The following is a 1,071-nucleotide window of genomic DNA, read 5'->3' on the forward strand; positions in this document are numbered from 1 at the left end:
AGCGGTGGTAGTCGGCGACCGCCACCATGTTCCGCTGGGTGTGCACCACGCCCTTGGGGCGGCCGGTGGTGCCGGAGGTGTAGAGGATGATCGCCGGATCGTCCTCGGTCACCTCGGCGGCCGGATTGCCGCCCGCGAACTCCGCGATCAGCGCGGGCAGGTCGGTCTCCATGGTCAGCACCGGGATGTCGGTGCCGGTCGCGGTGGCCAGCGCGGCCCGCTTGGCGTCGGCGATCACCACCTTCGGGGCGGAGTGCTCGAGGCCGTACTCGATCTCGCGCGGCACCCACCAGGCGTTGTAGCCCACCGGGATCGCGCCCAGACGCTGCGCGGCCCAGAAGGTCAGCACCCATTCGGGGGTGTTGGCGGCCAGGATGCCGATCCGGTCGCCCTTGCCGACGCCGTAGCGCTCGGCCAGCGCGGCCGCGAGCGCGCCCGCGGCGGCGTAGTGCTCGGCGAAGGTGTAGCGGGTGCGCGCGGACACGAGGTAGTCGAGTTCGCCCAGGTCACGGGAGGCGTCCAGCAGCTCCAGCAGCGACGCGTGGCGGTGCTTGAACACCGGCTGCGGCACGCCCAGCACCTGCTCGACCGTCATCTCGAACGGACCGCCCGGGCCGGTCAGCTTTCCGGCGACCTGCGCGGCGAGCGCCTGGAGGTCAACTGCGTTGGTCATGAATCAAGTCCTCGAATCCTTGTGCGCGAACCGTGGCGGGTGATCGGAGTGAGGCCGGTCACGCCGCCCCCCGGACTGTATCGAAGGTCGCTTTCAGGTAGGCGTCGGCACGAGGCGAACCGATCAGGCCGGCCTCCATCCGATTCATCGCGTAGGCGAAGGTGACCCGGTGGTCCAGGTCGTTGACCACCATCGACCCGCCGATCCCGGCCCACCAGCACACCCGGCCGTCCGGCACGTGCGGCGCGGTCTGCGGCTGCGGCAGGCCGTACCCGATGCCGAAGCGCAGCGGCACCATGATGGCCAGGTCCACGCCGTCGGACTGCTGCTCGAAGATGAGGTCGATGGTCTTGTCCGACAACAGCTTCCGGCCGCTCAGCTCGCCGCCATTGCTGATC

1 protein-coding gene and 1 pseudogene are annotated in these 1,071 nt (G+C 70.1%); both read right to left on the reverse strand.

Annotated features, from left to right (window positions below; genetic code table 11):
• Positions 1 to 673, reverse strand: a 673-nt coding sequence (locus ACIRS4_RS38880) for an AMP-binding protein (protein WP_404205100.1), incomplete at its 3' end; no start/stop codon positions are given.
• A gap of 58 nt (positions 674 to 731) precedes the next feature.
• A pseudogene (locus ACIRS4_RS38885) lies at positions 732 to 1,071 on the reverse strand (serine hydrolase); the annotation flags it as partial.

It is taken from the genome of Streptomyces sp. NPDC101166 (assembly GCF_044768125.1).
Taxonomy (GTDB): domain Bacteria; phylum Actinomycetota; class Actinomycetes; order Streptomycetales; family Streptomycetaceae; genus Streptomyces.